This is a genomic window from Hymenobacter sp. IS2118, from assembly GCF_000715495.1.
Taxonomy (GTDB): Bacteria; Bacteroidota; Bacteroidia; order Cytophagales; family Hymenobacteraceae; genus Hymenobacter.
On the sequence record NZ_JNLX01000084.1, the window covers coordinates 15,461 to 39,920 of the forward strand.

General features: G+C 61.3%; 16 protein-coding genes. 4 read left to right on the top strand and 12 right to left on the bottom strand.

From position 1 onward, the window contains the following. Position 1: 1 nt before the first annotated feature. The 3 genes from GM79_RS07060 to GM79_RS07070 all read right to left on the bottom strand — a co-directional run bounded on the left by GM79_RS07060 (position 2) and on the right by GM79_RS07070 (position 4,093). The gene (locus GM79_RS07060; RefSeq protein ID WP_081867605.1) at positions 2 to 1,246 is read right to left on the bottom strand and encodes an OmpP1/FadL family transporter; all 1,245 of its coding nucleotides are present in this window, start codon (positions 1,244 to 1,246) and stop codon (positions 2 to 4) included. A gap of 156 nt (positions 1,247 to 1,402) precedes the next feature. Next, a complete protein-coding gene (gene mltG, locus GM79_RS07065; protein ID WP_072008564.1) occupies positions 1,403 to 2,443 on the bottom strand; it encodes an endolytic transglycosylase MltG in 1,041 nt (346 codons plus the stop codon). Positions 2,444 to 2,590: 147 nt separating this feature from the next. Then, the gene (locus GM79_RS07070) at positions 2,591 to 4,093 is read right to left on the bottom strand and encodes a helix-turn-helix domain-containing protein (protein WP_035561375.1); all 1,503 of its coding nucleotides are present in this window, start codon (positions 4,091 to 4,093) and stop codon (positions 2,591 to 2,593) included. A gap of 344 nt (positions 4,094 to 4,437) precedes the next feature. On the opposite strand from GM79_RS07070, the gene aceB reads away from it, so the two are divergent. Together aceB and aceA are read left to right on the top strand one after the other, a co-directional pair. Continuing rightward, positions 4,438 to 6,063, top strand: coding sequence for a malate synthase A (aceB, locus tag GM79_RS07075; protein WP_081867607.1), 1,626 nt, complete (start codon positions 4,438 to 4,440; stop codon positions 6,061 to 6,063). Between the two features lie 135 nt (positions 6,064 to 6,198). Then, the gene (gene aceA, locus GM79_RS07080) at positions 6,199 to 7,482 is read left to right on the top strand and encodes an isocitrate lyase (RefSeq protein ID WP_035561378.1); all 1,284 of its coding nucleotides are present in this window, start codon (positions 6,199 to 6,201) and stop codon (positions 7,480 to 7,482) included. A 177-nt stretch (positions 7,483 to 7,659) separates the two neighbouring features. Here aceA and GM79_RS07085 read toward each other — a convergent pair whose 3' ends face one another. The 8 genes from GM79_RS07085 to GM79_RS07120 all read right to left on the bottom strand — a co-directional run bounded on the left by GM79_RS07085 (position 7,660) and on the right by GM79_RS07120 (position 20,325). Then, positions 7,660 to 8,541, bottom strand: a complete 882-nt coding sequence (locus tag GM79_RS07085) for an RICIN domain-containing protein (protein ID WP_152559884.1) — start codon at positions 8,539 to 8,541, stop codon at positions 7,660 to 7,662. A gap of 301 nt (positions 8,542 to 8,842) precedes the next feature. Beyond that, positions 8,843 to 10,021 (bottom strand): aldose epimerase family protein, encoded by a 1,179-nt coding sequence (locus tag GM79_RS07090; RefSeq protein WP_235183936.1) that lies wholly within the window; start codon positions 10,019 to 10,021, stop codon positions 8,843 to 8,845. A gap of 102 nt (positions 10,022 to 10,123) precedes the next feature. After that, positions 10,124 to 11,704 carry a glycoside hydrolase family 43 protein gene (locus tag GM79_RS07095; RefSeq protein WP_081867608.1) on the bottom strand — a complete coding sequence of 527 codons (1,581 nt, stop codon included), beginning with the start codon at positions 11,702 to 11,704 and terminating at the stop codon, positions 10,124 to 10,126. 50 nt (positions 11,705 to 11,754) lie between these two features. Next, positions 11,755 to 12,816 carry a family 43 glycosylhydrolase gene (locus GM79_RS07100; RefSeq protein WP_035561387.1) on the bottom strand — a complete coding sequence of 354 codons (1,062 nt, stop codon included), beginning with the start codon at positions 12,814 to 12,816 and terminating at the stop codon, positions 11,755 to 11,757. Between the two features lie 273 nt (positions 12,817 to 13,089). Beyond that, positions 13,090 to 14,661 carry a RagB/SusD family nutrient uptake outer membrane protein gene (locus GM79_RS07105; RefSeq protein WP_035561390.1) on the bottom strand — a complete coding sequence of 524 codons (1,572 nt, stop codon included), beginning with the start codon at positions 14,659 to 14,661 and terminating at the stop codon, positions 13,090 to 13,092. A gap of 35 nt (positions 14,662 to 14,696) precedes the next feature. Further along, entirely contained in the window at positions 14,697 to 17,813 is a 3,117-nt protein-coding gene (locus GM79_RS07110) for a SusC/RagA family TonB-linked outer membrane protein (RefSeq protein WP_051718614.1), read from the bottom strand. A 326-nt stretch (positions 17,814 to 18,139) separates the two neighbouring features. Continuing rightward, positions 18,140 to 19,198: a family 43 glycosylhydrolase gene (locus tag GM79_RS07115; protein WP_072008559.1), complete on the bottom strand. Its 1,059-nt coding sequence runs from the start codon at positions 19,196 to 19,198 to the stop codon at positions 18,140 to 18,142. A gap of 32 nt (positions 19,199 to 19,230) precedes the next feature. Beyond that, entirely contained in the window at positions 19,231 to 20,325 is a 1,095-nt protein-coding gene (locus GM79_RS07120) for a 1,4-beta-xylanase (protein ID WP_035561407.1), read from the bottom strand. A 339-nt stretch (positions 20,326 to 20,664) separates the two neighbouring features. On the opposite strand from GM79_RS07120, the gene GM79_RS07125 reads away from it, so the two are divergent. Beyond that, on the top strand, positions 20,665 to 21,732 hold the full coding sequence (locus tag GM79_RS07125) for a glycoside hydrolase family 43 protein (RefSeq protein ID WP_081867609.1): 1,068 nt from the start codon (positions 20,665 to 20,667) through the stop codon (positions 21,730 to 21,732). A gap of 270 nt (positions 21,733 to 22,002) precedes the next feature. Then, positions 22,003 to 22,998, top strand: coding sequence for a LacI family DNA-binding transcriptional regulator (locus tag GM79_RS07130; RefSeq protein ID WP_316930104.1), 996 nt, complete (start codon positions 22,003 to 22,005; stop codon positions 22,996 to 22,998). A 93-nt stretch (positions 22,999 to 23,091) separates the two neighbouring features. On the opposite strand, the gene GM79_RS07135 is transcribed toward GM79_RS07130, so the two are convergent. Then, the gene (locus tag GM79_RS07135) at positions 23,092 to 24,258 is read right to left on the bottom strand and encodes a ribonuclease D (protein WP_035561414.1); all 1,167 of its coding nucleotides are present in this window, start codon (positions 24,256 to 24,258) and stop codon (positions 23,092 to 23,094) included. Positions 24,259 to 24,460 lie beyond the last annotated feature (202 nt).

Genomic DNA, 24,460 nt, shown 5'->3' on the forward strand with positions numbered 1-24,460 from the left:
CCTAAAAAGCCAATGCTACGCCCACCGAAGCCGTGTGGGTAGTGGTGCGGTACGAGCCGCTGATATTGGCAACGGCTTCGTTCAGCTGGTCGGCGCGGGCGTTGCGCAGCTGGCCGTAGTCGAAGGCATAGCCCGCTTCCAGGGCCAGCCGTGGGCTGAACTGGTAGCTGAAGCCGGTGGAAAGCCCGAGACGGTTGGCGTCGATAAACTCGGGGTTGATGTACTCGTCGCGGATGGGCGTTTCGTCGTAGCGCAGGCCGGCCAGGGCGGTAAATTTGGGGCCAATCTGATACTCGGCGCCTACCCGGAAGGCCAGGGCGTCTTCGTAGCGGCGCGCGGTGGTGATGCGGCGGTCTGGGGCGTCGCCGCTGGCCGATACGTTCAAGCGGAGTGAATCCTGGGTGCTCCAGCCGGTGAGTGTGAAATCAAAAGAAACCAACAGGTTTTTGGTAATGCGGTTGGCAACGCCCACCGAAAGCGAGCTGGGCAGGCTGAAATCCGTGGTGAAATCACCGGTTCGCGGATACAGCGCCCCGTCGCGGTCCGGAATGCCGGTGGTCGTGGCTTTGCCGTTGGTCATCTTCAGCTTCACCCCGCTGCGGTAGCTGATGCCGAAGGACAGGTTGTCGCCGGTGCGGCCGTACAGGCCCACGTTCAGGCCCAGGCCCGACCCGCTGCTGGTGTATTTGGCCTGCGCCGTAGGGTCGTCGTACTGGCCCAGGGCCCGGCGCTGGCTGTATTTGCCAAACGCGTACACCACGCCCAGGCCAGCGTTGAAATTGTCGTTCAGCTTAATGCCTACCGTGGGCTGCACGAAGTAGGTGTTGAGCCGGCTTTCCTGAATAACGGAGCGGCCTTCCCAGGTTTCGGGCCATTTGGTGTGGTAGCCGTAGGGCGTGGTGACCGCCAGGCCCACCGCAAAGCGGTGGCTCACGGCGTGGGTGGCGTAGAAATAGCCGCCCGGCTGCACGGTCAGGTCCTGGTCGGTGCGTTGGTAGGTATCCTGGCCAATAAAGGATGAGCGCCGCACCTGGCCCATGCCGCCCATGCTCACTCGCAGCAGCGAGTCGCCGAGATGTCCCAGCAAGCCCGGATTGACGCTAATGCCAGCAATGCTGCCGATGTAAGCGGTGCTGGCGCCGCCCAGGCCCAGCACCCGCGCGCCCTGCGGGCCAGTGTCGAATCCGCCGGCCGAAGCCGTCAATCCAGAGAAGAGCGGAAGTAAGAAGAGGAAACGTAGGCGCATACGAACGGTTTTGCGGGAAATTGGGAAGCAAAAGTACGCACCCTGCTGCTAGCACGACACCAGCCCCTTGTGAAGCCCTTTCCGCCATGCATTCTGAACTGCCGGGGCCAAAACCAATTATTCCAGCAAAGCCAAAGTCAAAGCCGGGAAGCCGGGCTAGCGCTTCACGCCCAGGCTGTCGAGCTGGTGCTGGTAGCGGCGGGCATTGATTTTGTGCTGGGCGTAGGTTTCGGCAAAGTCCGAAAAGCCGCTGCCATCGGGGCGGGCGCAGAAGAACAGGTTCTGGTTGTGGGCCGGCCGCAGCACGGCATTGAGGGAGCTGGGCAGGGGCGTGGTGATGGGGCCGGGCGGCAGGCCCTTGTGCCGGTACGTGTTGTAGGGCGAATCTACTTTCTTGTCCACGTTCAGCACGCGCTTGCGGGTGCCGAGGCCGTGCAGCGGCCACAGCAGCGTGGGGTCGGCTTGCAGGGGCTGGCCCCGGCGCAGGCGGTTGAGGTACACGGCCGCAATCAGGGGCTTGTCGGTAAGCTGGGCCGTTTCGCGCTGCACAATGCTGGCCAGTACGCTCACCTGCACGGGCGTGAGCTTGATGGAGTCGGCCCGGGCCCGGCGCTCAGCCGTCCAGAAGCGGCGGTGCGTGGCCGCCACGCTATCCAGAAAAGCCGCCGCGCTGGTGTTCCACAGCAGCTGGTAGCGGCCCGGAATAAACAGGGTGCGCACCGTGCAGGTGTCAAGTTGATAACGACTCAGTAGGCCAGCGTTATCACCCAGCAGCAGCTCCAGCTTGAAGGAATCGGTTTCCAGCTGCCGGCTCACCTGGCGCGGGAGGCGGTCGAGGTAGTGAAACGGTTTCAGGTCAAACTGCACGGTGTCCTGGTGGCCGGCCGCCAGCCGCCGCACCAGGTCCAGGTTGCCCAGATTGGGGTCGAGCCGGTAGCGGCCGGCCCGCACTTGCGCGGGGTAGTTCTGCTGCCGCGCCACCCAGGCAAATTCAGCGGGCTCGCGCAGCAGCTGGTATTTCTGCAAGGAATCCAGTACCGCCGTAAAACCAGTCCCGGTACGGATGTACAGGAAGGCCGGCCCCTCGGCTAAAGTGCGCACATTGGGCCGGTACAGCACGCGCCACGCGGCGTAGCTGCCCGCCGCCAGCAAGAGGAAAAGAAGGAAAAAGGATGCCTTAATAACGGATAAGCGCATAAATTCAGAATAATACGAATAGAAGTCCGCGGTCGGAGAGAGGAAAGCCAGGCTGGCCTGGAGCAACCATTGTGCAACAGTTTCTGGCCTGTGCCATTCTCCGGTAGCACACCGGATGGCAAACTAAAGTTTACCGCACTTCGTGCATCATTCGCCTTGCACGAGGGCCGTCACGGCGGCTTCGAAAGCTTCGCGCTCCGCTTGGCGGATGATTTCGGTGGGTGCCGCGGCGCGCGACTCGCAGTCGGGAATGGGGCAGCGCTCGCAGGTTTCGTTCACGATGCGGAAGGGCAGGGCGGGGTCGGCCAGGAAACGGACCTGGGCGCGCAGGTTGTCGTCGCAGCGCAGGCCCACGGTCACGCTCACGGCGGGCTGGGTGGGCGTGCCGGCCCGCGCCAGGGTGAAGCACAAATACTCATCTTCGGTGCCAAAGTAGCGCGATTTCTGGGCACCGGCCACCGTGACGGGAGCGGCGGCGGTGTCGGGGACGGGCAGCGCCCGCGCTTCGTCCAGCAGCCGCAGACTCACCCAGCGGCGGCAGTAATGCTCGTTCAGCTCGTTGCCGTGCGGGTTGTGCAGGCGGGCCAGGTGCAGCTCCTTGGTCAGCTCGTAGGACGCGTCGGCAGTGGTCTGGTCGAAGCGCAGAAAGAACAGGCTTTGCAGGCCGAAATGCCGGGGCAGCAGCGTGGTCAGTCGCTGCATAAACATCTCCGGGCTCACGTCGTACTGCGTCAGCAAATCCAGCAGCAGGCCCGGAGCCCACTTTTTAGCCCCGAAAACCTTGCGCAAATCGCGCAGCAGGTTTTCCTCCTCCATCAGCAGCGCCCCGGCGAAATACGACGCTTTGAAGTTGTTCAGCACCTCATCAAAAGAGCGCACCTGCGTGCTGCTGCTCACGTAGGGCCGCTCCGTCAGCTTGAGGTAGTTGAAGGCTACCTCCCGGCCCAGCACAAAGGCTTGCTGGCCCCGGCTCAGGCCAGGCCGCAGCAGCAGCCGCTTGGTTTTGGGCTGAAACACCGAGCGCAGCCGGGCCTGCGTGGCCACGGCGTGCTGGCCCAGCGTTTCGCGGTCCAGCGTGTAGCCGTACTTGTCGGTGAGCACGCGCTCCAGCTGGCGGAGGTCGAACGGGGCGGTGGTGCTGAGTTGGTGGCTGCCTACAAAGGCGCGGGCGTCCTGCTCCAGGTCCTCAAAGTAGTTGTCGTGCATCTCCTGAAACGAGCGCAGCGCGGCTAGAAACAGATGTTCCTGGCGCATCTCGTAGTTGCGCGCTATCTCGAAGATGGTGCTGATGAAGGCATTCATCTTGGCCGGCGCATTAGCAATCAGGTCGATGATGCGGGCGGGCTCCAATCCGTACATCTCCAGGGGAAATTCCTTGAGCATCCTGGAGTTGAGCAGCTCCGCAATGGGTTCGAGGCGGCGCGGCAGCTGCAGCGAAGTCAGCTGGTCATAGCGCACACCCAGGCACTGGCTCAGGCTCAGAATCTTGTCGGCCTTGGGATATTTCTTGCCCTTCTCAATCTCATTCAGGTAGCTGACGGAGACGTCGCAGGAGCGCGCCAGCTCGGCGGGACTGAGGCCGCGTTCCTGCCGCAGCTCGCGCAGTTTCAAGCCGAAGATGAGGCGCACTACCTGGCCGTGATTGAGCATGTTTTTAAATGTGAAAATGGGAGGATGTGGGAAATGTGAGGAATGAGGAAGATGTGAAAATGGGGTGATTAGGAGATGTGAGAAATTTTTTGGAGAATTTTCACACAAGCAACAGCACAAATAAAAACCCCTTTGCAAGCCCTAATATCCCGGTTTGGAGATAATTCCAAGAACCAAACAAAGGTAAGACGGAGAGCAAATTTTATTATTTTAGCGAATATTCGCTGAATATTTAAATTCGCTTTAGTATGTTTGCATCGGTCGCTTCGCAGGAGTTGTGAGAAGGTGGCCACCCGGATTCATTTCCCCATTCTCAAATTCCCACCTTTCCACATCTATAAAGCATGCCTTTCACTCACACTGCGCCCGCCCCCAAGCCCACCTTTCTCACCCCCGAGCGGGTGAAAGTCATCGGTCGCTTCACGTCCGAGTACGCGGAAATCCTCACGCCCTCGGCCCTGGCCTTCGTGGCCGAGCTGCACCGGCGCTTCGACCCCACGCGCCAGGCGCTGCTGGGCCGTCGGATTGAGCGGCAGACTGATTTTGACGCCGGGGTGATGCCCGATTTTCTGCCCGAAACCAAGCGCATCCGCGAGCAGGACTGGACCGTGGCGCCCGTGCCGCAGGAGCTGCAGGACCGCCGCGTGGAAATCACCGGCCCCGTGGAGCGGAAGATGATTATCAACGCCCTGAACTCCGGCGCCAGCGTGTTCATGGCCGATTTGGAGGACTCCAATGCCCCCACTTGGGACAACGTGGTGCAGGGCCAAATCAACCTGCGCGATGCCGTGCGCCGCACCATTTCGCTCAGCACGCCCACCAAAGAGTACCGGCTGAACGAGAAAACCGCCGTGCTCATGGTGCGGCCCCGCGGCTGGCATTTGCTCGACAAGCACATTCTGGTCGACGGCGAGCCCATCAGCGCCTCGCTGCTCGATTTTGGCCTTTATTATTTTCATAATGCCCACGAGCTGTGTGCCCGCGGCTCGGCACCCTACTTCTACCTACCCAAACTGGAAAGTCACCTCGAAGCACGGTTGTGGAATGACGTGTTCGGCTTTGCCCAGTGGTCGATGAAGCTGCCCAAATGTCTCATCAAGGCCACCGTTCTCATCGAGACGCTGCCGGCGGCGTTCGAGCTGAATGAAATCCTGTACGAGCTGCGTGAGCACAGTGCCGGCCTCAACTGCGGGCGCTGGGACTACATTTTCAGCTACATCAAGCGCCTGGGCCTCAACCCCGAATTCCGGCTGCCCAACCGCGCCGACGTGACGATGAGCGTGCCCTTCATGGCTGCCTACTCGCAGCTCGTTATCCAGACCTGCCACCGGCGCGGGGTGCACGCCATCGGCGGCATGGCGGCCCAGATTCCCATCAAAAACGACCCTACGGCCAACGAGGCTGCGTTGGAGAAGGTGCGGCAGGACAAAATCCGGGAAGCTACCAACGGCCACGACGGTACCTGGGTGGCGCACCCTGGCCTGGTGCCCGTGGCCCTGGAGGTATTCAACCGCCTGATGCCCGGCCCCAACCAAATCGAAAACAAGCGCCTCGACGTGCAGGTAACGGCCGCCGACCTGGTGCGTGCCCCCCAGGGCGACATCACCGAAGCGGGCCTGAAGCTGAACATCGACGTGGCCGTGCAATACCTGGCTTCGTGGCTGGGCGGCAACGGCTGCGTGCCGATTTACAACCTGATGGAGGACGCCGCAACGGCCGAAATCAGCCGGGCCCAGGTGTGGCAGTGGCTGCACACGCCCGGCACCACGCTGGCCGACGGCCGCCCCGTCACCACGGAGCTTTACCGCTCCCTGGTGCCCGGCCAGCTCGAAAAAATCAAAGCCCTGGTAGGGGAGGAGGCCTATGAAAATGGCCAGTACCTGGAAGCCGCCCGCCTGTTCGACCGTCTGGTGATGAGCAAGGAATTCGTGGAATTTCTGACCATTCCGGCCTACGAGCAGCTGGCATAGCACGATTGTAGCAACGCACCACGGTGCGTCCCAACCCCTTCTGACTTTGAAAAAAGCCGCCTGACAGGTAGCCAGGCCACGCTTTGTCCTTTCTGAACCGCAAATCATTTCCTCATTCAATCCCCATCAACCAAGATGAAACAGCACCAGCAACGCGCCGCCGAAATTGCCCTCGACTGGGCCCACAACCCCCGTTGGATTGGCATTCAGCGCCCTTACTCGCCCGAAGACGTAGTGAAGCTGCAAGGCTCCATCCACATCGAATACTCGCTGGCCCGCCAGGGCGCCGAGCGGCTCTGGGAGCTGCTGCATTCGCAGGAATACGTGGCGGGCCTGGGTGCTCTCACCGGCAACCAGGCGGTGCAGGAAATTCAGGCCGGCCTGCAGGCCATTTACCTCAGTGGTTGGCAGGTAGCGGCCGATGCCAACGGCGCCGGCCACATGTACCCCGACCAAAGCCTGTACCCCGTGGACAGCGTGCCGGCCGTGGTGCGCCGTATCAACAACGCCCTGCTGCGGGCCGACCAGATTCAGCACCTCAGCGGCGAAGGCAAGGTGCATTGGCTGGCGCCCATCGTGGCCGATGCCGAAGCGGGCTTTGGCGGCAACCTGAATGCCTTCGAGCTGATGAAGATGATGATTGAAGCCGGCGCGGCCGGTGTGCATTTTGAAGACCAGCTTTCGTCGGCCAAAAAGTGCGGGCACCTGGGCGGCAAAGTGCTGGTGCCCACGCAGGAAGCCATCAACAAGCTGGTGGCTGCCCGCCTCGCGGCCGACGTGCTGGGCGTGCCCACGCTCATCGTGGCCCGCACTGATGCCGACGCGGCCGACCTGCTGACTGCCGACGTGGACCCGCGCGACCAGCCCTTCATTCTGCAGGAAGCCGAGCGCACCAACGAAGGCTTCTACCGCATCCGCTGTGGCGTGGAGGCCGGCATTGCGCGTGGCCTGGCCTACGCGCCCTACGCCGACCTTATCTGGATGGAAACCTCGCACCCCGACCTGGAAGACGCCCGCAAATTCGCCGAAGCCATTCACGCCCAATTCCCCGGCAAGCTCCTGGCCTACAACTGCTCGCCGTCGTTCAACTGGGCCTCCAAGCTCAGCGTGGAGCAGATGGGCACCTTCCGCGAGGAGCTGGCGGCGCTGGGCTACAAGTTTCAGTTCATCACTTTGGCCGGCTTCCACGCCCTCAACACCAGCATGTTCGAGCTGGCCCAGGCGTACCGGCAGCGCGGCATGGCGGGCTACTCGGAGCTGCAGGAGCGGGAATTTGCGCTGGCCAAAGACGGCTACCAGGCCGTGAAACACCAGTCCTTCGTGGGCACCGGCTACTTCGATGCTGTGCAAAACGTGGTGACGAGCAACCAAACCAGCACCTCCGCGCTGGTGGGCAGCACCGAAGAAGCACAATTCTAAATCACGGATTAGTCGGATTAACGACGGATTTCACGGATTTTGTGCACAGTTCTTTCCCCGGGTTCTGATTTAGAATGTTCAGTAAAAAGGGCCGCCCAATTGGGCGGCCCTTTTTACTGTTAATATATGACTGCTATAAAACGGCGTCTTATTCTTTGTACAAAGTATGCAGGTGTTTTATTGCTGCGCTACGTGGATTTGCTGGGTGTTTTTGCCTTGGCTCACGCGCACCACGTAGAGGCCGGCGGCCAGCACCGGGTTGCTGAGTTTTACGGTATTAGCGCCGGCCCGCAACGTGGCCCGCTGGCTGTGTACCGCGTGGCCCAATGCGTCAATCACGCTGATGGAGACGGTTCCTCCGGTCAGGGCATCGATGCTAACCGATAGGGCCTCGCCCTGGCCAAATGGGTTGGGGTAAGCCTGCGCCTTGAGCACCAGTTGGCTGGCGTTTTTGGTGGCGGTTGGCGTCGATATCAGCGTGAGCTGGAAGCGTTGGGCGCGGGCGTATTCGTTGTCGTCAAAAAGCTTCAGGCGCTGCCCCGACACGTTGTTGGCGCTGGGTACTTCCATGCACATTTCAAAGGGCATCTGTCCGACCGACTTCTTTAGCTTAAACTCGTACAAGCCGGCCGGAGGGTTGGGATTGTCGACGTTGCTGCCCGGATTTTCGGTGATAACCCAACGTTGCGCGAAGTCGTCGGTCGATACGTTCTGCTCCAGTTCCGCAAACACCGCCGAGCTTAGTCCCACGGTCTGGATGTACATGTCGGTTCCTTTATGGCGCAGCTTGTAAGACCCATCGGCCTGCAGCTCGAAGACGAAGCGCTGGGCATCGTTCCCATTGTCGTTGAACTGTTGCACCGCCGCCCCAGCCGCTGCCGAGTTACCGGCCACTTCCACGCAAAGCGGGTCGCCGTTGGTCGCCGTTACGAAGTAGTGCGTTATCTTATAAGTACCACCGTTCACGATGGGACCGGACGAGAACTGGGCAGAGGCTGATGGCCCGGCAAATAGGAGGGCAATTGCCGCCAGTGAACTGAAAAGTAAGGATTTTTTCATGGTGAAAATGGAATGAGTTGAGGGAAGTTGAATGAAACAGCGGCTATCGAGCCGCTTAGTAAAGACTTTATAAATGTAAAGCGTAGTTTCCGTTTTTTTGTCATTATTACGCAAACGTTTGCCCAATGATTTTAGAGCTAAAAATCATGCATCATTGGCTTCCAATGCCCTTTGTGACCTCAAAATATTTTATTCGTTTCGTTCGAAGTACTGCTTGGGTAAAGCACAGCTGAATGGCTTTGCTCCCGAAGGAGCTTGTGCAGCACTGTGTCCGTCGATGCTGCCCAATGCAATAGCCAGATTATTGGCGCACCCCAAAGCGGTATTCCGTAACGGAGTGGAACGCTTTGTTCGGACGCAGCACGGTGCTGGGGAAAGTGGGCTGATTGGGGGAATCGGGGAAATGCTGGGTTTCGAGGCAGAAGCCGTAGTGTTGCGGGTAAGCCACGCCGCCTTTGCCCTTTAGGTTGCCTTTCAGGAAGTTGCCGGAATAGAACTGAATGCCAGGCTGGTCGGTGAATACGCTCATGGTGCGGCCCGATACGGGCTCGAACACGGTAGCAGCCAGGGCGGGAGCGGTACGCATCTGGTCGGCCAGCACCCAGTTGTGGTCGTAGCCGCCGGGTGCGGCACCGGGCACCTGCGCAATGCGCTCGCCAATGGCGTGGGGCGCCCGGAAGTCCATGGGCGTACCCTGCACCGGCCGGAGCTCGCCCGTTGGAATCAGGGTGGCATCTACTACCGTGAACCGGTCGGCGTTCAGGGTCAGCTCGTGGCCGAGGGCATTTTTGGCCTGGCCGTGGTTGAGGTTAAAGTAGCTGTGATTGGTGAGGTTGAGGGGCGTAGCCTTATCAGTCGTGGCAGAGTAGTCGAGGCGCAGTGCGTCGTCATCGGTAATGGTATACACCACTTTCACTACCACCGTGCCGGGGTAGCCCTCCTCGCCGTCCGGGCTTGTGTAGCTGAGCGTGAGGGTCTGGCCGGCGGCCGAGGTGCCGGGCTGGGCCGTCCACACCACTTTGTCGAACCCTCGTTTGCCGCCATGCAGCGTATTGGGGGCGTTGTTGAGCGCCATCGTATATTGTTTGCCATCGAGCGAGAATTTGCCCTGCTTGATGCGGTTGCCATAGCGTCCAATCAACGCCCCAAAATAAGGGCCTTCCTTGAGGTATAGGTCGCTCGTATAGCCGGCCAAGTCGTCGAAGCCCAGCACCACGTCGCCCAGTTTGCCGTTGCGGTCGGGTGTGAGCAGGCTGGTGAGCGTGCCGCCGTAGGTACTGATGGTGGCTTTGAGGCCGTGGGCGTTGGTAAGGGTGAAAAGCTGCACCGCCTGCCCGTCGACAGTTTTGCCGAACTCCTTAGCAACGGGTAATGCCTGCGCAGCAGAAGCGCTGGAGTCAGTCGTCCCGGCCGGGCGGCCATCGGCCCCTTCGGCAGCGTTGGTAGAGGTCGCGGAGTTGCAGGCAGTCAGCAAAGCCAAGTTGGTTAAGATGCCAGCCAAGCTAGCGCGGAGAGAAACAGGCATATTGAAAAATGAGGCGTTGAAACAGGCAGCTTACCGGACAGCGGCCCGGAATTGGGGTCAGGGCTGGGCAGTCAGGGTGAAATTTTCGAACGCGGCCACGGCAGTTGGCGCGCCTTGGGCCACCACACCCACGCGTACGCCCCGGTCCCAGGGCGGCAGGAAACGGCCGTCGACGGCGGTGCCCGCTACGGGCAGGGTTTGCCAATTGGTGCTGCCGGTAGGGCGCCAGGCAAAAGTGAATTCACTGCCTTTACGGGCCTGCAGGCGCAGTTCCAAGGCTTTGGTCGTAGGCAGGGACGCCTCGGCCAGGGTTTTGGTTTGTCCTTTTTCCAGTTGCAGCAGCTGCACCTTGCCGACGCTGGCCACTAGCATCAGGGTGTTGTCGGGGTCGCCGTGGGCAGCCAGACCGGCACAAGCCCCGGCCAAGGTGCCAGGGTTCAGCAAGGTGGTGGTGGCGGTATAGGCGGCGGCAGTGGTGGAGCGGCCGAGTGCCGCGCCACTGTGGTCGGGCCGAGCCGTGAGGCGCAACTGGCCGCCGCTTACCGCGAATGTGGGCCGATATTCCACCGGCCACTGCCAGGCCAGGTCCAGGGTCCGGCCCGTAAACTCGTCGGCCACCGCGCTGGCTCGGGCAACTATGGCTGGCGCGGCAACTGGCGTGCTTTTGCCCCGGAACGCCGGCCAGCCCGCCGCCGTCCATTCAAACTCGCTCAGCACGCCCTGGCGGCCCGCAAACTCGTGGCTGCCGGCTTCGTAGGCGTGGTGCAGCATGTACCAGCGGCCCTGATGCTCCAGTGCAGTGCCGTGGCCAGGACACTTCCAGGTGTCGTTGTTGAGCAGAATTGGGTTGCCGGCGTGTTTTTCCCAAGGGCCGAGCAGGGTTTTAGCCCTGGCCACGCCCGTAGCGTAGGTGCAGCCACGCCCGCAGCAGCCGTTGCCGGCGTAAAAAGCGTAGAAATACCCCTCGTGGCGCACGATTGATACGCCTTCCACCAGATTGCCTTCCCAGGTAGCAGGGTCGTTGCGAAACAACTCCGTTTTTTCGCCCACCAACGCGGTGCGGGCGTCGTTCAGGCGTTGCGCCCAGATGGGCGTGGGCTGCTGCACGCTGTTGCCATCCTCTTTCCAGATAAGGTAAAGCTGGCCGTTTTCGTCGCGCATCGGGAAGCCGTCAATCGAGCCGGCAGGCTGGCCCACCAGCGGCCCGTGGTCGGTGTAAGGGCCTTCGGGACGCGGGGCACTGGCCACGCCCACGGCCAGATTACCGCCCCGCTTGTGGGCGGAGTAGAACACGTACGTCTTGCCGCCGTCCTGGCTGATTTCCGGGGCCCAGAAGTAATAGTCGGCCCAATCCGGCCGCTCGCCCGGAAACACGTGGCCCACCAGCTTCCAATCGGTCAGGTTTTTGGAGGACAGCAGCGGAAACACCGGGCCCCAGTTCGAGGTGGTGGCGGTGGCCCAATACGTATCGCCCACCTTCACCACCGACGGGTCAGGAAAATCGCCAGGCACCACCGGGTTGGCGATAACCAGCGCGGCTGACGCGGTACCAGTGGTAGCAGCGGGCTGCTGGCAACTCGCCAGCAGCCCGCTGGCCAGCAGCGCGGCACTGCTCAAGCATCGAATAAATGGCGTCATAAAACTCAAGCGGACAGTTACCAATGCGGTGGGAAAAAGAAAAGCAGCTGCTATTCGCCGGCCGGGCGGGGCAGCGGGATGCCCAACGGCACCGGGGTACCAAAGTCCGGCGTGTCGTCAGCACGCCAAGTGAATTTTTGCATTCGGGGGCTACGGGTGTCGCTGCAGCCCTGACCCGTGCGCGGGTTGGCGTGGTACACAATCCAGTCCTCGCTGCCATCGCGCGAGGTGAAGAAGCCGTTGTGGCCCGGCCCGAAGGCTTGGCCCGCAGTATTTTTTACGAAAACGGGGGTGGGCGCCTTGGTCCATGAGGCCGGCAGCATGGGGTCGGCGGTGGTGGATGCCGTGAGCATGCCCAGGGCGTAATCGTCGGTGCTGCAATGGCTGGCCGAATAAATCAGTACGGTTTTACCGCCATGCTTGAGTATCTGCGGGGCCTCGTTCACCTTCGGGAAGCCGTTCAGCTCCCAACCGTATTGCGGAATGCTGAGCCGCGCCCGGGCCCCGGTGAGGGCCGTGGGACTGCTCATGCGGCAGATGTAGAGGTTTTGTTGGTCGGAGTTGGGCTCCTGGCCTGACCAGAGCAGGTAACGCCCGCCGTTCTGTTCCAGAATGGTGGCATCGATGGCCCACAAATCCTGACCCGGCACGGCTAGCTGGCCGCGCTCCGTCCAGGCGCCGATGGTAGGGTCAGGGTTGGCGTTTTCGAGCGTCCACAGGCGCTGGCCGCCGCAGCAGCCGGGAGGGCCCGCGGTGAAGTAGACGTACCACTTGCCATCGAGAAAATGCAGCTCCGGCGCCCACACGTTCTGGGAGTACGGGCCCGTAGCTGGGGCCGTCCAGATAGTAGTGCTCACGGCCGAGCCCAACTCGCTCATTTTAGCGGTTTTGCGCAGTATTACGTTGTTGCCAGTAGTGTGCATGTAGTAATAAAACCCGTCCTTCTGGTACACCCACGGGTCGGGGCCACTAGCCAGCAGCGGGTTGGTGAACGTGGTAGCGGCGGGCGGGGCCGGCGGTACCTGAGGGGCAACCGTGGGCGAGCTTTTCGAGCAGCCCAGTGTGCCTGCCAGTAGCAGCATGGCCCAAAAGGAAGAACGGAATAACAACATAATAATGGGAAAGGGAAAGGAAATTGAGGGAGTAAACAGTCAGCGTATAGTGCCAAGCCAGTCGTTGCGTAACAATCGTTATCAGTGCCTAACTGACCGTACAGAATTAACCGTGTTGTATCGGGTTTGTCATGCTCCATTTGGCGTCTGCTTGTTGAAGCATTGCTACCGCTTCGTTGCACGGTGCGGACGAAGCGGTAGCGATGCTTCGGCTGCGCTCAGCACGACAACTTTTCTGCTACGATTATTTTTGCGCCGGTACTTAATACTTATCTAGTAATTAGGGTTTTGGGTTAATCGGGCCAGGTCTACGTCGATTTGCAGAATGGGCAGCAAGCGGTCGCGGCCTATCTGGAAATCGTTGAAGCTGGGGTCGCGCTGCTTCAGCTGGTCGATGCCGGCCTGGGTGGTGAGCACGCCGTAGCGCTGCAGGTCGAACCAACGCAAGCCCTCACCGGTCAGTTCGGTTACCCGCTCGTGCCGGAGCTGCGTGCGCAGCTCAGCCTGCGATAGCCCCGCTGCTAGGGGCGCCAGTCCCGAGCGGGCACGCACCAGGTTGACCAGTGGGATGGCGCTAGCCGGGTTGTTTTGCTCGTTCAAGGCCTCGGCCTGCAGCAGCAGCACGTCGGCGTAGCGCATCACGCGCTGGTTGATGGGCGAATCGAAATCCTCGAAAGTGCGGTAGTAATCGGTAGCATACTTGCGGTAGTACACGCGGCCCAGGTCGCGGGCATTGCCACCGTAGCGGTTTTCAAAGTTGCCGCTGCCGTACACACCCCGGTCGTTGTCGGGCGCCAGGGCGGTTGGGAACTGGGTCAGGTCGAACCGGTTGTAGAACGCGGTGGCGGCCAGGCGCGGGTCGCGCTGGCCCTGGGCCGTGCCTTCCTGCAAAAACTCGCGCACCACCCAGGGGCGCAGCTCGCCATCGTTGAAGCCGAAGCCCGGCACGCCCCAGAACTGCGAGCGCTGCCCGCCCTGCGAGGAGGTGGCATCGGGGCCTCCGCCGGAGTCGTTCCCCCCCCGCTTATCGTCCGAAAACTGCACCTCAAAAATAGATTCCTGATTGTTTTCCGTAGTGTGGCGGAAGTTGTCGGTGTAGTTCGCAGTAAGGCGGTAGGTGCCCGAACTGATAACCTGCGCGAACTGCGCCTGCGCATCGGCCCAGCGGCGGTTTTGCATGTAGGCCTTGCCCAGCAGCGTGGTGGCCGCGCCGCGGGTGGCCCGCCCCAGGTCGGCGCCGGTGTACGAAGCCGGCAGGTCGGGCTGCGCCTTGGTCAGGTCATCAATGACCAAGGCCCACACCTCGGCTTCGGTGCCCTGCGGCGGTAAAACGTTCAAATCGATTGGAGGCGTCGTGGCCAGCGGCACGTTGCCGTAGAGCGACACGAGGTTGAAGTAGCTCAGCGCCCGCAAAAACCGGGCTTCGGCCAGCACGCGCTTCTGCAAAGTGGCGTCCATCTGAATGCCGGGCACGTTGGCAAGCACCTGGTTGGCGCGGTATATGGTGCGGTAGTGGTCGCGGTAAATGTGGAACGACACCTCAAAATCGTAGTTGTTTTGCACGAAGCGGGTGAAATCGGCCAGCTCGCCCCAGGGGCTTTGGCTGAAGCCCTCGTCCGAGCGCAAGTCGAAGGCGAAGTTCAGCCAGCGCCGGTACATGCCCAGACCCTGCAGGCCGGCATACACGGCCGTGGAAGCCCGTACGGCATCCTCACTGGTTTTGAAAAACGACTCGGTGGTGGGCAGGTTGGGGTTCACCTGGTTCAGCAGGTCCTTCTCGCAGGCCGTGGCCGAAATCAGCAGCAGCCCAGCCAAACCCAAACGGGCTAAAAAATTGGTTTTCATATCGCTAGTTATTAAAAAATCGAAAGAAACAACGCTTAGAAGCCGGCCTGAATGCCCAGCGTGAACGAGCGCAGGTTGGGATACGAGCCATCATCGACGCCGCGGGCCAGCTGGCCCGCACCCACGGTTTCGGGGTCGTAGCCGCTGTACTTGGTTATCGTGAACAGGTTTTGGGCAGTGGCGTACAAGCGCATCGAGGCCACGTACTTCGTGCGTACCAGCAGGGCTTTAGGCACCGTCAGGCCCACCTGCAGGTTCTTCATACGCAGGTACGAGCCGCTTTCCAGCCAGCGCGTGCTGTTGAAACGGGCATTGTGGCCGGCCGAGATGCCGCTGTTGGGGCCGCCCGCAATCAGCGCCCGTGGCGTCGTGGTGGAGGGGTTTTGCGCCGTCCAGGGGTTGAAGTCGGCCCGGTGGTTGCCGTTGTCGTCGGTGCGGTCGAGCCAGAACTTGCTTACGTTGAATACGTCGTTGCCCTGCACGCCCTGGATGAAGGCCGACAGGTCGAGCACGCCGTAGCCCAGGTTCAGGTTGGCGCCGTACTGCACCTTGGGAAACACGTTGCCCACGTGCACCCGGTCGCCGTCGTCGGTGCGGCCGTTGCCGTTGTTGTCTTTGTAGCGCACGTCGCCGGGGCTGAGGCCGGCCGGTATGCCGGTGTCGCCGCTCTGGTAAATGCCGTCGAACTCATACAGGAAGAAAGAGCCGATTTCCTGGCCCACTTCGGTGCGGGTGATGGCGCCGGGGCCGCCGTTGAAAAAGTTGGGCGTGCCGCTGGGGTCGTTGCCGGCATTGCCCAGGTCCAGCACTTTGTTGGCGATGGTCGTCAGGTTCACCGAGGCGCCATAGCGGAACGGGCCGCTGTTGTCGTTGTAGCCCAGCTGCAACTCAAAACCTTTGTTTTCGAGCTTGCCCAGGTTGCGGAACGGGTTGCTGCCGGCGTTGCCGAACACCACCGGCAGGGCGGGGTCAACCAGCGCGTCCGTGGTTTGCGATATGTAGTAGTCGGCCGACAACGTGAGCCGGTTTTCCAGGAAGCCGGCGTCGAAGCCCACGTTGGTGGTGCGGCGGGTTTCCCAACGGATGTCGGGGCTGGCGAACTGGGTTTGCAGCGCCCCGTTCTGGATGGCGCCGCCCAGCAAGTAGTTGGCGTTGGTGTTGATGAACCCCTGGTAGCGGTACGAGCCGCCGTAGTCTCCGCCCAGCAAGTCGTTGCCGAGCTGCCCGTAGGAAGCCCGCAGCTTGAGGTCGGATACGGCCGTGATGCCTTCAAAAAACTTCTCCTTCGACACGCGCCAGCCCACCGAAGCGGCGCCGAAATTGCCGTAGCGGTTGTCGGCCCGGAAGCGCGACGAGCCGTCGCGCCGGTACGCCGCCGTGAACAGGTAGCGCTGGTCGTAGTCGTAGGTGAGCTGCCCGAAAAACGACTCCTTGGTGTGCGTGAACGACGAGCCTACTACCTGCGGCGTTTCGCTGCCCGCGTCGAGGGCCCAGTAGTAGATGGGGCCGCGGCCGTACTCGAAGTTCACGCCCCGCGTCACTTCCTGCCGGGTGCGCTGCTGGCTATAGCCGCCCACCGCAGTCAGGTTGTGCTCACCGAAGCTTTTGTCGAAGGTGAGGGTGTTCTCGGCCATACCAAACACCTCCGTGCCCTGCGTGTCGCCAAAAGCCGAGGGCCGGATGGGGTCGTTGCGGCGCCACACGCCAAACTGCCGCTTCTGCTGGTCGCGGAAACCGTGGTACTCGGTGGCCAGGTTCAGGCGGTAGCGCAGAAAGTCGAAGATGGAAACCTCGCCGTACACGTTGCCCTGCAGGCGGCTCGACACCCCAGTGTCGTTGAGCAGACTTTGCAACGCAATGGGGTTGGTGCCGAAGGTGTTGGCGTTGTTGTTGCCGATGCCGAAGCCGCCGGGTACGGTGTTGTCAAACACCGGAATCACGGGCAGCATGCGCAGGATTTCGATGAAGGGATTGCCGTTGACGCGGGTCTGATTGGTGCGCGTAAGCAGGGCGTTCTGGCCCACGCGGAACCGGCCGCGGTTGAAGCCCGTGTTTACCCGGAAGCTGTAGCGGTCAAACTTCGGCCCCTGCACCGTACCGTCCTGCTTGAAGTAGCCGCCCGACACGTTGAAGGTGGAGTTGGGGCCGCCGCCCGAAAAGCCCAGGTTGTAGTCCTGCACCGAGCCTTGCTTGAAAAATTCTTTCTGCCAGTCCGTATCGACGCCGGCCGGCGGGTTGGCCGCGAAAGGCTGGCGCGCCGCCGCCGCGTTATCATACGCCTGGTTGTTGAGGGCGGCCCACTGGGAAGCATTGGCCAAATCCAGGGTGTTGGCCAGGTTCTGAACCCCGCCGTTGGCGCTGAATGTGATGGCGGGCACACCCGCTTTGCCTTTTTTAGTGGTGACGATAACCACGCCGTTGGCACCCGAAGCGCCGTAGGGCGCCAGCGAAGCGGCGTCCTTCAGCACCTGTATCGACTCCACGTCGGAGGGGTTGAAGTCGCGCTGCCCGCCGGCATTCTGCACCCACAGGCCGTCGATGACGTAGAGCGGGCCGCTGCCGCTGGCAATGGTGCCCAGCCCGCGAATATTGATAACCGGCGCCTGCCCCGGCGCACCGGAGTTGGTTACCGTCACGCCCGGCATCCGGCCCTGAATGGCCTCGGCCACCGACGCCACCGGCGCCCGGCGCACTTCCTGGGCACTCACGCTGGCCACCGCGCCGGTCACGTTCTCGCGCTTCTGGGTGAGGTAGCCTACCACCACCACTTCATTAAGCTGCTTGGCATCAAGGGCCAGCGAAACGTTGATTTCGCTCCGCCCGGCCACGGCTACGTCCTGGCTCGAATAGCCAACGAACGAGAATGTGAGCGTGGCATTGTCGCCCACCGTAAGCGAATAATTGCCGTCAGCCGACGTGGTGATGCCGTTGGAGGTGCCTTTTTCAAGCACCGTCACTCCCGGCATGCCCTGTCCTTTCTCGTCGACCACGCGCCCGGTCACGGTCTGCACCGGAGCTACGGCCCAGCCGATGCCATCGGTGGCGGGACGAGCGGTGGCGGGTAGCCCCACCAGCGCGGCGGCGCCCAGCGGGAGGCAGCAAAGCAGGGCCGGCACGGCTTGGCGGCTCAGCCTAAAGTAAGAATTATTCATAGGTGAAAAAGTGAGTGGGAGAGACAAATATAAGAGCCAAAGCAAACGTTTGCATAAAATTACACAAAATGTTGAATTTGGTGCTAATTAATTCCTGTTGAATACGTTTCGAGGTTGAAAAGCACTCTTGATTGCGTTGCAAAGGCCAATTAGGCGACAGGAATACGGTCTTTACGCCGCTAAATGCCATGGTTAGGGTATTCAAACACTTCTAACGCGCGCCCTATTCTGGGTCAAAAAGGAGGGCGGGTAGCGTTGCGGGCCGGATAATCAGCCTTTAACAGCAATGAATATAATTCTTTTCTGCAAACCTTTGCGCAGAGGCCTTACCTCTCACCCGCCGGGCGGGCCAGGGGCTGTCCGGGGGCCACGGGGCGGCCAAAATCGGGGGTGCCGTTGGGGCGCCAGGTGAACGGCTGAGCGCGGGGCGAACGGAAATTGCCGCAGCCCTGGCCGGCAGCGTCGTTGGCGTGGTAAAGTATCCAGTCCTCGGTGCCGTCGGGCGACTTAAAAAAGGAGTTGTGGCCCGGTGCGTACACCTTTCGGGCAGGGTCCTGCTGGAACACGGGCACCGGCGACTTCGTCCAGGAGCCCGGTTGCAGCAAGTCGCTGTCGGCCGGGGCCGTGAGCATGCCCAGCGCGTAGGTATCAGTCCAACAGCCGCTGGCGGAGTAAATCAGCACCAGCTTATTGCCGCGCCGTATCACCTGCGGCCCTTCGTTCACGTCGACATGGGCGGGCGTTTCGGTTGGGGGCAGGTCGCCGTTGCGCTCCCAGGCAAACACCGGCGTCGACACCTTCAGGCGCGGGCCGGCGATGGTCCAGGGGTTTTTCATGCGCGCCAGGTAAATATTCTGTCGGCCGTTCACGTCGCCCTCCCAACCCGACCACACGAAGTACAGCTGGCCGTTGTTTTCGAACACCGAGCCGTCGATGGCCCACTTATCGGTAGTGTCCGTTATCTGTCCCTTATCGGTCCAGGTGCCCTGCGTAGGGTCGGGGGAGGCATTCTCCAGCACGAAAAGCCGGTGCGTCTGGTTGGTAGCGGCGTCGGCGGCGTAGTAGAGATACCACTTGTTGTTCAGAAAATGCAGTTCTGGGGCCCAGATATCGCGCGAGTTCGGGCCCGTGGCGGGCGGCGTCCACACCACCGTTTTGGGCGCGCTGTCGAGCTGGCTCAGCGAGCGGGTTTTCCAGAGCGTGATATTGCGGCCCGTGGTGTGGGTGTAGTAATAGTAGCCGTCGCGGTAAATGCTCCACGGGTCGGCCCCGGCCGGCAGCACGGGGTTGGTGAAGGTGGCATCGGCTTGGTTGGCCGTGGGCTGCGCCAGGCCGGGCACCCACAGCACCAACGCCAGTAGTAAGACGAACAAGGTTCTAGTCATCGCACGAAATCGGAAAAGGAAGCGGCCACGGCTCATTTGCCGTTCATTTTTCTAATCAAATTGGTTTCGTCGGCGCGGTAGGGCGTGCCGTCCTTGCGAAACACTTCGTGGAACCACTCCACGGGCTCGCCGCCGTCGGCAATGGGCACATCCCACTGGTATTTGGTGTTGGTTTTGCCATCCACCAGGCCCCAGTTGATGGCGCCCACATTCTGCTTCTTCAGCAAGGGCAAGATGTTGGCAAACCGGCTGTTGCGGGGGCGGGCCATGTATTCGGTGCAGATGAGGGGGCGGCCGTGGGTTGCCAGCAGCTCAATAATTCGCTGGTGCGCGGGCACCTCGTCGTAGTTGTGGTAGGTGATGATGTCGGAATGAAGGGCCTGGTAGGTGTTCAGGGCTTCGAAATCCCAGTTCCACAGGCCCACGGTCAGGGGCTGGTCGGGGCGCACGGCCTGGGCCCAGGCAAACACGTTGCGCACCAGCGGCAGCGAGGTAGCCAGCTTGCCCGAGTTGCCGGGCTCGTTGAACAGGTCCCACAGCAGGATGCGCTTGTCGTGGGCAAAGTGCGTGAGCACGTCCTGCACGTAAGGGCGCAGCTTGCTGAAGGTGAGCGAGTCGCGCGATTCCGGGTCGCCGGGGTCCTGCACCCAGCCGGAGTTGTGCACGCCGGGTTTGGGCGCGGGCTGCGGGCCGGGTTTGGCGTCCTTGTTCCAGCAGTCGTCAAAAAACACGAACATCGTCTTTATTTGGTGCTTGTCGGCAATGGCCAGATAGGTGTCCATGCGCTTTTTGAAGCCTTCGGGGTCTTGCTGCCAGGCCAGGCTGTGCAGAAATACCCGCATGGTATTGAAGCCAATGCCCTCGGCCCAGCCCAGCTCCCGGTCAATGGTAGCGGGGTCGAAGGTGGCGGCCTGCCACATTTCCAGCTGGTTGATGGCCGTGCTCGGCGTAAAATTGGCGCCGCTCATCCACGGATAGGTGCGGTACCAGGCATTGGCTTTCTCCGCCGACCAACGTTGGTCGGCGGCTATTGGCGCGCTGCCTTTGGCTTTTGATTTGGCTTTTTGGCCCCAGGAGTCGGTGGTGAACGAGGACAGCAGCAGCAGTAGAACAACTAGTTTTTTCATGGGAAAGCGAATGCAAAAGGGTGAGTTGTAAATGCCAAAAAGTGTTCCGTAATGCCTGCAGCCCAACCTGCGGTGCTGGGCTGGCCAGCCGGTGCCGGGGCGTGCCTACTGCGTGCTTCGGCAGGAAGTGGCCGCACTCCAACAGCCGCTGACAACGGGGGCAATGCGCAAACGTTTGCGTATTTGTTAGCAACTTACAATGTTTTCCCGACCTTCGCCCAAGTTGAGGCTCACTTTTGCTGGCGCAGCATTGGCCATTAGTTGTTGTTTCTCTTGAACAGGGACGCCATTAACTGCTTTTTCCAACGTAGTATTTTTTCCTTAACCTTCCTGCTCCACATGGTTTCTCGTCGCAAATTCCTTCAGCAAGCCGGCACGGGTCTGGCTTCATTGGCCGTGCTGCACCAGGCGGCCCAGGCGGCCGGTAGCACCTACACCAACCCGGTGTTCGCCGGCCAGTTTCCCGACCCGTTCGTGCTCAAGCACCAGGGCCGCTACTACGCGTTTGGTACCACCGGGCAGGGCCGCACCGCCGACGGCCGCATCTTCACCCTGCTCACTTCTGCTAATCTCGTGGACTGGGAAGTGGCCGGCGGTGCGCTCAGTCCGCCCGCCGGTGCAGAAGGAGCGGACTTCTGGGCGCCCGAGGTAGTGTACCACCAGGGAACGTTTTACATGTACTACTCGATGGGGGGAGGGGCCATTGCGGCCACCGTGGGCCACCGGCTGCACGTGGCCACCAGCAAAACGCCGCAGGGACCTTACCAGCAGGTGGCCGTGCTTGACGTGCCCGGCAGCCAGTTCACCATCGACGCGCACCCATTCCTTGATACCGATGGGCAGTGGTACCTGTTTTATGCCCGCGACTTCATCGACTCGGATGACGGCTACCGGCCCGGCACCGGCCTGGTAGTGGACCGCCTGCTGGACATGACCCGGCTGGCCGGCGACAGTCGCACCGTAATGCGTGCCCGCCACGATTGGACGGTGTTCGAGAAAAACCGCACCATGCCGCTCTACGACAACCGCAACTTTGCCGAATGGCACACCCTGGAAGGGCCGTTTATCCGGCAGCACGCGGGCAAGTACTACTGTTTCTACAGCGGGGCCAACTTCCTGACCCCGCGTTACGGCGTGGATTATTGCGTGGCCAGCACCATTATGGGGCCTTATTCCGATGCCGGGGCCGAAAAGGGACCGCGCGTGCTCCACGCCGTGCCCGGCCACGTGCGCGGCCCCGGCCACCACTCGCACGTGATGAGCCCCGACGGCCGCACCGAATACCTGGTGTACCACGCCTGGGACCCGGCCATGAAGGAGCGCCAGCTCTGCATCGACAAGCTGGCCTGGACGGCGCAGGGCCCGCGTTGTGTGGGACCGACCTACACGCCGCAGCCGCGACCCTAAAATGGGCTGGGCTGATGCGTAGCTGCCTGTTTTGCGTTAAGAAACCGAATGAAGCATGGCGTATTGATTAGCGCCAATTTGCGTCGCATTTATTTTAGCTGAGCCGTAGTAATGCGGAACGCTGAGCGGTGAGACAGCCCATTCGCTTGCAAAACAGCTAAGTTTGTATGGAATTCGGGGCTTATTTGTGCTGCTTCCGGAAGTTTCTTTCCACGCAATCTGCTTCTATCCGACACGACCTTGGCCCGAGCAAAGTATTCCATTTCGGATTTGGCCAGTCAGCTTGGCGTGTCGGTGTCTACCGTATCCAGGTCCCTGAACGACCATCCTTCCATCAGCGCGGCCACCAAAAAACGCGTCTGGCAGCTGGCCAAAGAGCTGCATTTCCAACCCAACCACCTCGCCGCCGGCTTGCGGAAGGGCCGCAGCAACATACTCGGAGTGATTGTGCCGCACATCGATGGCCATTTTTTTGCTTTGGTGGTGAAGGGTATTGAAGCCGTAGCGAGCAAGGCCGGCTTCAACGTGATGATTTGCCAGTCGAACGAAGACGTGACGCACGAGCGCAAAAATATTGAGACGCTGCTCGGCGCCCAGGTGGAGGGTATTCTGGTATCGCTGGCCCGCAACACCCGCGATTTCAAGCACTTCGATAAGGTGCGTAAGCAGGACATTCCCCTCGTATTCTTCGACCGGGTGCTGGATGGAACCGACGTGAATGCGGTGGTCATCGACGACCGGGAAGGCGGCTACCAATGCACCAGGCACCTGCTGGCGCAAGGATGCCGCCGCATTGCCCATTTCGGCGGCCCGCAGCACCTCAATATCTACAAGCATCGCCGGCAAGGCTACGTCGACGCGCTGCTCGAAGCGGGCCTGCCCCTTGACGAAACGCTGGTGCACTACTGCGACATGACCCAGGAAGACGGCGCCCTCGGTATGCGGCGCATGCTCAGCCTGCCGCAGCCGCCCGATGCCGTTTTCTCCGCCAGCGACTTCTCCGTGGTGGGCGCCCTCCAGGAAATCAAGCGCCACGGGCTGCAAGTGCCCCAGGACGTGGCCTTAGTAGGTTTCAGCAACGAGACGTTTACCTCCCTCACCGAGCCCATGCTCACATCGGTAGACCAGCGTTGCGAGCAATTGGGCCAGTCGGCCATGCGGCTTTTCCTCGAAATGCTGGAAGCTGGCAACAGCACGTTTTCGCCCCGCCGCATCGTGCTCCAACCCGACCTGCTGGTTCGCGCCTCATCCAAACGGCTGGAATAAAAGGCGCCAAATCAGGACTCAACCAGCCTTAGCACCTAAAGCACCAGGCGCTAAGGCTGCGGAATTCAGCCTAATGCGAGTCCTGTTTATGGTTTAAAATGGCTCGGCAATCTGCCCGAAGTCTTCGCCATGCCGCGCGGCTGATTCGCGCAGCAACTCCTGCTGCCAGGGCCGCAGAGCCGTAGTGGCTCCTTGCTCAATAATTTCGGCGATTAGCCGGTTGCTGAGCACCATGTTGGCCAGGGTAGCGCCTTGGTCAGCAATAAGGTGCGCTTTGAGCGTATTGAGCAGGGTTTCGCGGGCTTCGGCGCGGGTAGCGGCTGCTCCGTTGAGCCGGCGGCGAAACGGAAACTTGCGGCTCTCGGGCGCGAGTGGCGCGTCGGGCGCCAAATCGGTGGTGCCGATGGCCAGCAGCTGCTCGGCGTAGGGCGCGCGTTTCAGCTCGGGGTGCAGGCCGTTGGCGGTGCGCAGCTGGAGCGGCGTTTCGATGGGGTTGCGGGCCAGCTCGGCCAGCCGGTCGTTGCTGATTACGTGGTACGGGGGGCGGTCAAGCTGCCGGGCCACGGCATCACGCAGCATGTAAAGCTCCCGAAAAAAAGGCATTTCCTGGGACGAAATCTTGTACTTGGCGGCGTTGCGCGACCAGGGGCGCGGGTCGTCGCGGCCGTAGCGTACGGCTTCCAGGGCAATATTTTCCTGGGCGGCCCACTCGTTGCGTCCCATTTCAGCCAAGCGCAGGCTGAGGCGGTCGGTGAGCTCAAAAAGGTAGAGCACATCGTTGGCGGCGTATTCCATCTGGGCATCGGTGAGGGGACGCTTGAGCCAGTTGGACTTCTGTTCGCCCTTATCTACCTCGAAGCCCAGTTCGGCCTGAATGAGGCGGCCCAGCGAAATGTTGTTATCCTCAGCCGCCAGCAGCGTGAACTGTACGCTGGTATCGACAATGTTGCGGCAGTTCACCCCAAACACCTCGTCCAGCAACAGAATATCCGACTTGCAGGAGTGGAACACCTTGGCCACAGCCGGGTCGCGCAGCACCGCAAAAAGCGGTTCGAGGTCTGCGGCCATATCTGCCAGTGGCAGCGGGTCAATAAGGTAAGCCTGCTGTCCGTCAAATACCTGAATCAGCGCCAGATGGCGTCCGTAGCGGTGGCGCATGTCATCAAACTCCAAATCGATGCCAATGCGGGGCAACGTGGCAAAGTGGGCGGCGGCATCGCCAATGGCTTCGGCGGTGGTCAGGTAATGAATGGTGGGCATGGAGGCGGAAAGGCAAAACAGCGGGCAGAGTCCCGCACGGGGCAAAGGTAGGCACGCCACGCAAGCACTCGCAGGACAGTCGGCTAGGCAGTGCTGGTTCGGGGCAATGTTGCGCTAAGAATTGGCCTCCAGCCCGTCGCCCATCATCGGGTATCCGCCTGGCCGCAGGTTGTATATACAGAAAATGATTTGTATAATTACT

Bases quoted from the DNA above. Each gene is read 5' to 3' on its own strand.
- GM79_RS07060 (WP_081867605.1), bottom strand. From the start codon at position 1,246: ATGCGCCTACGTTTCCTCTTCTTACTTCCGCTCTTCTCTGGATTGACG.
- mltG (WP_072008564.1), bottom strand. From the start codon at position 2,443: ATGCGCTTATCCGTTATTAAGGCATCCTTTTTCCTTCTTTTCCTCTTG.
- GM79_RS07070 (WP_035561375.1), bottom strand. From the start codon at position 4,093: ATGCTCAATCACGGCCAGGTAGTGCGCCTCATCTTCGGCTTGAAACTG.
- aceB (WP_081867607.1), top strand. From the start codon at position 4,438: ATGCCTTTCACTCACACTGCGCCCGCCCCCAAGCCCACCTTTCTCACC.
- aceA (WP_035561378.1), top strand. From the start codon at position 6,199: ATGAAACAGCACCAGCAACGCGCCGCCGAAATTGCCCTCGACTGGGCC.
- GM79_RS07085 (WP_152559884.1), bottom strand. From the start codon at position 8,541: ATGAAAAAATCCTTACTTTTCAGTTCACTGGCGGCAATTGCCCTCCTA.
- GM79_RS07095 (WP_081867608.1), bottom strand. From the start codon at position 11,704: ATGACGCCATTTATTCGATGCTTGAGCAGTGCCGCGCTGCTGGCCAGC.
- GM79_RS07100 (WP_035561387.1), bottom strand. From the start codon at position 12,816: ATGTTGTTATTCCGTTCTTCCTTTTGGGCCATGCTGCTACTGGCAGGC.
- GM79_RS07105 (WP_035561390.1), bottom strand. From the start codon at position 14,661: ATGAAAACCAATTTTTTAGCCCGTTTGGGTTTGGCTGGGCTGCTGCTG.
- GM79_RS07110 (WP_051718614.1), bottom strand. From the start codon at position 17,813: ATGAATAATTCTTACTTTAGGCTGAGCCGCCAAGCCGTGCCGGCCCTG.
- GM79_RS07115 (WP_072008559.1), bottom strand. From the start codon at position 19,198: ATGACTAGAACCTTGTTCGTCTTACTACTGGCGTTGGTGCTGTGGGTG.
- GM79_RS07120 (WP_035561407.1), bottom strand. From the start codon at position 20,325: ATGAAAAAACTAGTTGTTCTACTGCTGCTGCTGTCCTCGTTCACCACC.
- GM79_RS07125 (WP_081867609.1), top strand. From the start codon at position 20,665: ATGGTTTCTCGTCGCAAATTCCTTCAGCAAGCCGGCACGGGTCTGGCT.
- GM79_RS07135 (WP_035561414.1), bottom strand. From the start codon at position 24,258: ATGCCCACCATTCATTACCTGACCACCGCCGAAGCCATTGGCGATGCC.